Annotated in this window: 12 protein-coding genes; 5 read left to right on the top strand and 7 right to left on the bottom strand. The window is 34.7% G+C overall.

Features of this window, described 5'->3' with window-relative positions:
* Both U473_RS08645 and U473_RS08640 read right to left on the bottom strand, forming a co-directional pair.
* The coding region (locus U473_RS08645; protein WP_068725371.1) for an ArsR/SmtB family transcription factor at positions 1-363 on the bottom strand (363 nt) is incomplete at its 3' end.
* 3 nt (positions 364-366) lie between these two features.
* Entirely contained in the window at positions 367-591 is a 225-nt protein-coding gene (locus U473_RS08640) for a low molecular weight phosphatase family protein (protein WP_321164162.1), read from the bottom strand.
* A 293-nt stretch (positions 592-884) separates the two neighbouring features.
* Between U473_RS08640 and U473_RS15510 the strand changes: the two genes are divergently transcribed.
* Positions 885-1,511, top strand: a complete 627-nt coding sequence (locus U473_RS15510; RefSeq protein WP_321164161.1) for an MFS transporter — start codon at positions 885-887, stop codon at positions 1,509-1,511.
* Between the two features lie 47 nt (positions 1,512-1,558).
* Positions 1,559-1,972: an MFS transporter gene (locus tag U473_RS15505; RefSeq protein WP_321164160.1), complete on the top strand. Its 414-nt coding sequence runs from the start codon at positions 1,559-1,561 to the stop codon at positions 1,970-1,972.
* 216 nt (positions 1,973-2,188) lie between these two features.
* On the opposite strand, the gene arsB is transcribed toward U473_RS15505, so the two are convergent.
* The 3 genes from arsB to U473_RS08620 all read right to left on the bottom strand — a co-directional run bounded on the left by arsB (position 2,189) and on the right by U473_RS08620 (position 4,802).
* Positions 2,189-3,247: an ACR3 family arsenite efflux transporter gene (arsB, locus tag U473_RS08630; protein ID WP_068725368.1), complete on the bottom strand. Its 1,059-nt coding sequence runs from the start codon at positions 3,245-3,247 to the stop codon at positions 2,189-2,191.
* 128 nt (positions 3,248-3,375) lie between these two features.
* Positions 3,376-4,107: a sulfite exporter TauE/SafE family protein gene (locus U473_RS08625; RefSeq protein ID WP_235589087.1), complete on the bottom strand. Its 732-nt coding sequence runs from the start codon at positions 4,105-4,107 to the stop codon at positions 3,376-3,378.
* An 86-nt stretch (positions 4,108-4,193) separates the two neighbouring features.
* Complete coding sequence (locus tag U473_RS08620) at positions 4,194-4,802, bottom strand: FmdE family protein (RefSeq protein ID WP_068725366.1); 609 nt, start codon at positions 4,800-4,802, stop codon at positions 4,194-4,196.
* Positions 4,803-5,159: 357 nt separating this feature from the next.
* On the opposite strand from U473_RS08620, the gene U473_RS08615 reads away from it, so the two are divergent.
* Positions 5,160-5,909, top strand: a complete 750-nt coding sequence (locus U473_RS08615) for a TSUP family transporter (RefSeq protein ID WP_068725363.1) — start codon at positions 5,160-5,162, stop codon at positions 5,907-5,909.
* Between the two features lie 166 nt (positions 5,910-6,075).
* Positions 6,076-6,684 carry a TetR/AcrR family transcriptional regulator gene (locus tag U473_RS08610; RefSeq protein ID WP_068725361.1) on the top strand — a complete coding sequence of 203 codons (609 nt, stop codon included), beginning with the start codon at positions 6,076-6,078 and terminating at the stop codon, positions 6,682-6,684.
* 43 nt (positions 6,685-6,727) lie between these two features.
* On the opposite strand, the gene U473_RS08605 is transcribed toward U473_RS08610, so the two are convergent.
* On the bottom strand, positions 6,728-7,069 hold the full coding sequence (locus tag U473_RS08605; RefSeq protein ID WP_068727576.1) for an ArsR/SmtB family transcription factor: 342 nt from the start codon (positions 7,067-7,069) through the stop codon (positions 6,728-6,730).
* A gap of 33 nt (positions 7,070-7,102) precedes the next feature.
* Positions 7,103-7,546 (bottom strand): arsenate reductase (thioredoxin), encoded by a 444-nt coding sequence (gene arsC, locus U473_RS08600; RefSeq protein WP_068725358.1) that lies wholly within the window; start codon positions 7,544-7,546, stop codon positions 7,103-7,105.
* A gap of 259 nt (positions 7,547-7,805) precedes the next feature.
* On the opposite strand from arsC, the gene U473_RS08595 reads away from it, so the two are divergent.
* Complete coding sequence (locus U473_RS08595; protein ID WP_068725356.1) at positions 7,806-8,438, top strand: ferredoxin-thioredoxin reductase catalytic domain-containing protein; 633 nt, start codon at positions 7,806-7,808, stop codon at positions 8,436-8,438.
* Positions 8,439-8,524 lie beyond the last annotated feature (86 nt).

Here is an 8,524-nt window from a genome sequence, read left to right as displayed (position 1 = left end):
ATTTTTGGTGTCTTCGTTAAGTGGGAAGTTACAACTTTGTCCCATCTTAAGGGAAGTTAGCCATTCTGTTAAATCAGGTAAATGTTCGATAACTGTCTGTAACATGGTCTCATCTTCGTTCGGCTTTCTTAATGAATAGTAGACCCATTGCCCTTGCTTCCGTTCTTTGACCAAATTTAATAATTTTAATTTTCGTAAGTGTTGAGATATGGCGGGTTGGGAGACATCGAGTAATTCAGTCAGCTCACAAACACATAATTCCCTCGCCTTTAATAAGGAAAAAAGTGTGAGTCGTGTTTTATCTCCAAGTATCTTTAATAATTCGGCGATTTCTTCTAATTCACTGAAATGAGGATTCTCCAATGATCATTCCTCCTTTAAGTTGGATCGTGCTTCCTCGATTATATCATGGACAAGTTTATCGATGACATCTCTTGTTTTACGGAAGACGGACATAATCTCTTCTTCTGTACCGGTTGCCTTCGCAGGGTCTTCTAAAGGCCAGTGAATTCGTTTCACATGTGGTGGAGTATATGGACAACGTTCTTCTGCATCTCCACATAAAGTGATGGCATAAGAGGCTTTGTTCAAAAGCTCTGGATCGATAATTTCTGATTGATGTTGACTTATGTCCTCGCATTCATCATTATTTCACTCGTTAATCGGTGATAAAAATATAAAGATATACTTATATAAACAAAAAAAGGGGAAGAAAGCAAGTCCTTTACCCTGTTTTTACTTATTCTTTACATAAAATTAAAGGCAAGAAAAAGTAAGCAACATATGAGATTAAGTTTTTAAAAATTAAAACGTTATAAAGTATGGTATATTTAGATGGTGTTTTTTAATTCGCTTAGTAAAAACAGACAGGAGATGATGGGTAATTGCGAATTTCAAAATTAAAAAGTTTAAAGAGGCCGATAAGTACAGATTTTTATTATGGATGGATAATTGTGATAATAGCGGGGTTGGGCGTGTTTTTCTCTGGACCTGGTCAAACATATTCTAACTCCGTTTTTATTGATTCGTATATTCAAGATTTTGGTTGGAGTAGATCATTGGTTTCAAGTATCTATTCAACAGCAACATTATTTGCTGGTTTACTATTGTTTTTTGCTGGACGTTTCGTTGATAAGTTTGGACATAGAAGAATGAGCGTAATTGTTGGATTGGGGCTGGGATTAGCACTTTTTTGGAATAGTATTGTTTACACACCTACAATGTTGTTTTTTGGCTTTTTTCTTATTCGTTTATTAGGGCAAGGTTCGATGACATTGATTCCTAATACACTTGTTCCGCAATGGTTTATTCAGAAAAGAGGAAGAGCACTAAGCTTTATGACTATTGGTGGTTTTTTGAGTTCAGCTAGTTTTCCTCCTATAAACAACTGGATGATTCATACATGGGGATGGCCTATAGCTTGGAGAGTATGGGCTATATTATTAATATTTTTATTTGTACCACTAGCTTATTTTTTTATAAGAAATAAACCTGAGGATGTTCTATCTTAGGTGAAAATGAGATTTCATCAACTGCTTCATCCCTTATTTTAAGTCTTATGGCCATAATGGGTTTCCCCGTTGCGATGATTGCAGGATTTATATTGGAAAGAGTTAAAAGTCATATGGTTTTAGCGGTAGTGTTTTTAGGTGAATTAATATTCTTATTTGTACTTCAGAATACTTATTCTATTAAATTTGCAATTTTATTTGGTTTTATTTGGGGTGTTATAGGTGGATTTGAAAGGATTACTTTGAACATTATCTGGCCTAACTATTTTGGTCGAAAACATATAGGAAGTATCAAAGGTGTTGCAATGACAGCAACGGTTCTAGGTTCTGCCTTTGGGCCACTACCATTTGGGGTTGCCTATGATATGTTTGGAGATTATACTCAAATTATCTATATCATGATGATTTTTCCAGTCCTAGGAATTATAGCTTCATTAATTGCAACACCGCCTCAAAAATAGGTAAGTAAATTGAGACTATTCCTTATGTTATTAGCTATATTACATATTAAAAAGATTGAAAAATTCCTTTCTAGTATATTGATGATAAAGCCAAAAATATCCATTGCTTGAAAGTGTAGATTCTATATACTATGACGAAATAGAATGAATCTATTACTAACGAAAGAATAAGGGATGAGCCTATAAATCTCATAAGCTCATCCCTTAAATTATTGCTTATATTTTTTGAGATTGTTGAAAGTACTTTTTTTGAAACCACAATGCAACATTGACTAATCCAATCATTACTGGAACTTCTACTAAGGGACCGATTACAGCGGCAAAGGCTGCCCCAGAGTTGATTCCAAACACGCCAACTGCTACAGCGATGGCTAATTCAAAGTTGTTACTTGCAGATGTAAAGGATAACGTCGTAGAAATTGAATATCCTACGCCTGTTTTCTTGCTGATATAGAAAGAAACAAGAAACATGACAACAAAATAAATTAATAACGGGATGGCAATCCGCACGACATCAAGAGGTAATTTAATGATCATATTTCCTTTTAATGAGAACATGACGATAATTGTAAAGAGTAAAGATATTAATGTAATCGGACTGATTTTGGGAATGAAGTTTTTCTCATACCAATCTTTTCCCTTTGCTTTCACGAAGGAATAGCGAGTCACCATTCCGCCAATGAAGGGAACACCTAAGTAGATGAAGACGCTTTTGGCTACCTCTGCAATCGTGATATCAACTGCAAATCCTTTTATACCAAACCAACTGGGTAATACGGTAATAAAGATGTACGTGTAAAGGGAATAGAATAAGACCTGAAAAATCGAGTTAAAGGCCACAAGTCCTGCTGCATACTCGGTATCCCCTTTGGCGAGATCATTCCATACGATGACCATCGCAATACAACGGGCTAATCCAATCATAATCAGACCAATCATGTACTCTGGATAGTCTCGTAAAAAGGTAATGGCTAAGAAAAACATCAGTAATGGACCGATAATCCAGTTTTGGATCAACGAAAGTCCTAAAACTTTTCCATTCCGAAATACTTGGCCCATTTCTTCGTAACGAACCTTTGCTAATGGGGGATACATCATTAAGATTAGACCAATAGCAATCGGGATGGAAGTCGTACCTACTTGTGCTTTGTTAAGTAAGTCTACCATTCCTGGGAACAAATACCCCGCCCCGATTCCTATAATCATTGCTGCAAAAATCCAAACCGTAAGATATCGATCCAAGAATGATAATTTTTTTCCGACTTGTTCACTCAATGACTAACACTCCTCACATAAGAAATTTATGTAGATAATATAATTATATGCTTATATAATAAAATAAAATTCTAAAAAAACAAGATAGACCTTTATAAAGTTATGAAAGGTCTATCTCTACTTTGCTCTTAAAATAAGTCGAAAATAAGTTTTATTGCAATCAGTACAAGTGTAATGCCGTAAATTAATTTTACTGTTGAACCTTTTGCTTTTTTCACCATAAAATTGCTACCAATTTGCGAACCGATGATGACCGCGAGAATGGCTAAAAAGGTTAACCAACTTAACGGAAGACCTTTGCTTAGATGACCTAAATAGCCTGAAAATGAGGAAAAGGTAACGACGAAGGCTGTTGTTGCTGCTGCTTCTTTTGTTTTGTAACCTAGCATCATCAGGATTGGGGCAATAATAAATCCACCACCAACACCTAATAAACCGCCGATAAATCCAATTCCTGCTCCTGTGGATCCTCCTATGATTTGCTTCTGCCGAAGTGTGTATACCTTTGTTTCAGCTGTGGCCGTAATTTCACTTGAAGCGCCACTAGTGGCGACCCATTTTTGTTTTTTATTTGCCTTATTCAAGTCATAAAAAACTTTTAATGCAGCTATCAGTACAAGAATTGCAAATAATATGATTAATATAGGTTTTGAGATGTAAGGAGTAACCAATGCGCCTATTGGGGCAAAGATCACCGCTGTGACTCCCATGGGCCACATCCCTCTATAATCAACGAGTTCCGCTTTATGATAGGGGATCAGTGCTAATAAAGTGTTTAATCCGTTTAATAGTAATCCTAAGGGAATGACGACTTCTTTGAAATCGAGTCCTGCCCATTTAAGGATTGGAATGTACACCATCCCCCGCCAAGACCTAGTATGGCGAAGAGGAAGGAGGACAATAAAATGAGAATGAAGATAATTAAATTAAACATAGAATCACCTGATTAAACTTCCCAACCCGAACATGGAATACAAACTTTTTTATCCCCTTTAACTCGACCGTAAGCTTCAACCGTCATTTCCCCACATTCTTCACAGACGAAGGAATTGAAGGTATGTGCATGATTTTCTACTTGATAATCAAATACTTCGCCAATAATCAAAATCTTTTCATCTGGATCATTCATTACCCCTTCTACCAATGGATCAGCAATTTCTGATGGAACGGAACTAGCTGGTAAGCCTTTCATCCGATAATCGCTAAAGAATTTCGACTTTTTATTGTTGGCCATGGCTTCTGCTTTTGGAGATACCCTTACTGCTTTTCCACTCTTGCGATCAATAAGGGTAACACCCCATTTTCCGTAATTCAATTTTTGGATATTTCCTTTTCCTAATGTACAACCCGTAATCATCTGTACACCATCAGCAAAACAAGTAGCACAGTGGTCTTTTCCAATTTCGACCAAAGCGATAAGCTGTCCGTCTTGTGCGCGATTTACGCCTAATTTATTCATTGCAGCAGCCCCTACACGTAACCCCATTGGCATCGCTGGACATTTATGGCCGTGAAATAGTTGACCTGCTTCTAAATAATCTTTTGGATTTACCATTTTAATCTCTCCCATCCATCTTTTTAATATATTAGCAATTGCTAATCTATTTATATAGTAGACTGTTTAGTCTATAAATAGCAAGATGATTTTTTTGAACAGTTTGTGTCTGTTTATACTAATTCTAATAATAGTTGATTCATGTACTTCATCAATAAATTATATAGTTTTAAACTAACTTTCAGAGTTAACAATTGTTGCGAAATCATGAAATATAATACTTTTAATAGTAGGTCAGAATGTTTTATTATATAAGTATATAGTAATATATAGAATAAATGGTCTACGAAAAATGTAGCAAGGAGAGAGGTGGTTAGGAATTACTTCTTAATAATTTTAAAAATAGGAGGCGCTTTTATGTCGATGTATGCTTTAGCTGTATTAATTATTTTAATTGTAGGGGTTGTCACGCTTTACTTGAAAATTACGATTGACAGAATTTTTCTTGTTCTATTATTAATGTTTTGGTTGAAAATCGATATTCATCAAGCAATTATTATTAATGGTTTAGTCATGCTCTTAGCTTCCTTTCTATTCGTTCGTGGGAACAAGGAGCAAATTCTTCAAATTCCTAAAAATGTATTTTGGCCTGTTGCTATCATTGCATTTATAGGGGGACTAGTAGGAAGATGGTTTGGTAGTTCTCTTGATTCAAAAGTACTGATGATTATTCTTGGAGTTTATGCTGTATTGGTTGGACTTCGTTTAGTATTGTTAAAGCCAAAACTTGTACAGCCAGGACAACTGAAGCCGGTTATTGCTGTTATTTCCTTTCTCTTTAGTATATTGACAGGTTTAATCAGTGCTGGAGGAAAACCGATTCAGATTCCTTTATTGATGAAAACACAAAAGTTATCTATGCCACAAGCTTATATGATGGGGTCTATTGGAACGATGTTCGCAGTTATTGGTTTATTAACGGGCCAAGTTCTTGTTGATTATTCCTTTTTTCAAGCGAAAATGTTTTCGTGGGCATGGGTCTTTTATGTGGGATTTAGCTTAATTATGATTTTATTTGAGAAGAAATGGAGTCCAAAAGGTCAACGGATTATGTCCTATATTGTAGGTCCATTGTTAATATTGGTTGGATTTCGTTTATTTATCTAACTGTTTTCACGATAATTTGCTGAAGAATGGAGATTCCGTTAATTAATGATGGGAAGCAAACGTCCAATGGTTCATTGTTACGTTTGCTTCTTTAGTTCTTAGAATAAACTAGCTATTGATGAAGTGTCAGAGATATAATGATATCAAAAAACAAGGTGGAGCGAATATGTTTTCTAATGAGGATAATAAGTCGAAAATTTTACAGATTGCACTAGAGTTATTTTCTAAGAAAGGACTTGGGGAATCGACAGTCGATGAGATTGTTAAAGTTTCAGAGACTTCCAAAGGTACATTTTACTATTACTTTAAAGGGAAAAATCAGTTGTTTTTAGAACTCTTGGAAACAGGAGTTGAATTTTTGATAAGTGAAATGAAAAAAAGAACAGAAAATGTTGAAAATAGCGGTTTTTTATATATTAAAAATAATGTAGATACCCAAGTAGATTTATTTATAGAATATCCCCATTTTTATAAATTGATGATGTCTGAGGTTTGGCATTTGGAAGAAATTTGGCATGAAGAAGTACAAAGAATTCGTAAACGTTATTTGTCGTACATAGAAGAAATTTTTGTTTGGGGACAACAACATCAATATATTCGTCAAGACATTGAGATTGAATTGATGGGACCAGCTCTTTTTGGAATGATTGGTCATATGAGCATGCATCAATTAATGACAGAGAAGATTTGCAATAAAGGGCATATCAAAAGGGCAGTTTATAGTGCATTTTTTAATGGGATTTTAACTAGACCTGATATAAACATAAAATTTTAAAAGGTGAAATGAATCAAAAATAAATCCACCTGGTTTGGTGGATTTATTTTTTTGCTTCAGAAAAGTTACAGCTTTTTCCTTGATCTAGGATCATAATCATACTTGTCATATCGGGCAAATGGTCAATAATTGACTTGAGTAGTAGTTCATCTTCATTTGGTTTTCTAATAGAATAATGGACCCATTGTCCTACTTTACGTTCTTTTACAAGATTCAACAATTTGAGTTTCCTTAAATGTTGAGAAATGGCTGGTTGCGAAACGTCTAATAGATCTGTTAATTCACACACACAAAGCTCTCTTACTTTTAGTAAAGAGAAAATCGTTAGCCTTGTTTTATCACCTAATATTTTAAGAATCTCAGCTTGTTTTTCAATCTCATTCATTTGTTCAGCTTGCTGTAAAGGTATAGTCAACAATCATTCCTCCTTTGCCGACTTCTTGGCCTCCTCAATCACATCATACACTAATTGGTCAATTTTGTCTCTTACTTCACGAAATACAGCCATAATTTCTTCTTCGGTTCCTGTTGCTTTGGCTGGATCATGTAATGGCCAGTGAATTCGTTTTACATGTGGAGGTGTATATGGACAACGTTCTTCAGCATCCCCGCAAAGTGTAATGGCATAAGCGGCGTTATTTAAGATTTCTGGATCAATAATATCTGAAGTATGGTTACTAATATCTACCCCAACTTCTTTCATCGCTTCAACCGCTCTTGGATTTAAGCCATGTGCTTCTACTCCAGCGCTACATACTTCTAACTCGCCATTTGCATATTTTTTCCCAAATCCCTCGGCCATTTGGCTACGGCAAGAATTTCCTGTACAAATAAAGTAAAGGATTGGTTTCTTTTTTGTCATGTTGTCATCCTCGCATTCTTTTTTATTTAAATTGTTCTACTCATTTGTAATAAAGATATAAGGATATACTTATATATAAGCAAAATAGAGGTGAAAAAGCAAGACCTCATCTTATTTTTCGTAAATTCTTTACAAAGAATTAATATTTTTATGAAGTAGAAGCGAAAAAATGAAGGTAGAAGGAGGAACGTAAAATACCTTGCGGGGTATTTTTAACTGTGTTAGAATTTACATGTTTGAATGAAAGGAGGTGAAATATATGGGTAAATTAATAGCAAATCTTCGTATGTATAAAGATTTCTTTGGTGGATATATCAAATATCGTAAGAAGATTAATCAAGCTAGCCGATGGATTAACAAATATGCTGAAGTAAAAGGTTTATCTGTTAATCCACATAAAATGTATTTAACGAACTTAAAAATTTGGCTCGCTGAAAATGAAGAAATGTATGGTCAACGAATTTGTCCATGCTTTGAAGCGACAGGGGATAAAAAGATTGATCGTCAACTAGTGTGCCCATGTACATATGCAGCTCATGACATAGAAATACATGGAACCTGCCACTGTAATTTATTTGGAAGGAAAGATTTAACAGAGGAACAATGGAAAGAACAAGAATTGCGTATTATGAAGGAATACCGTATTCCTCTAAAGATTGAAGGTAAAACAGTGGATACTAGAAATGTTCCAATCGATCATTATCGAAATATGGATGTGCCTGACCCTGTTCATCAATTAAAACAAGCACTAAATCAATTGGATGGAACATTTAACATGATAGTAGAACGTGAGCAATCAGCAAAAAACATCATTCAATATTGTAAATTGAAAAATATAAAAGCTTCATATCAACAAAAAAATGATATATATCTCGTAACCATACAAAAATGATCGAAAAATAATATCCACCAGGCTGGTGGATATTTTTTGCTTCAAGATTAAGAAAGTATAACTTTCTTCCATTTGTTATTTAAGGG

The organism is Tepidibacillus decaturensis (genome assembly GCF_001561915.1).
GTDB classification, from domain to species: Bacteria; Bacillota; Bacilli; order Tepidibacillales; family Tepidibacillaceae; genus Tepidibacillus_B; species Tepidibacillus_B infernus.
Note: the sequence above shows the minus strand (reverse complement) of the source record. Positions and strands in the feature narration are given on the sequence as shown.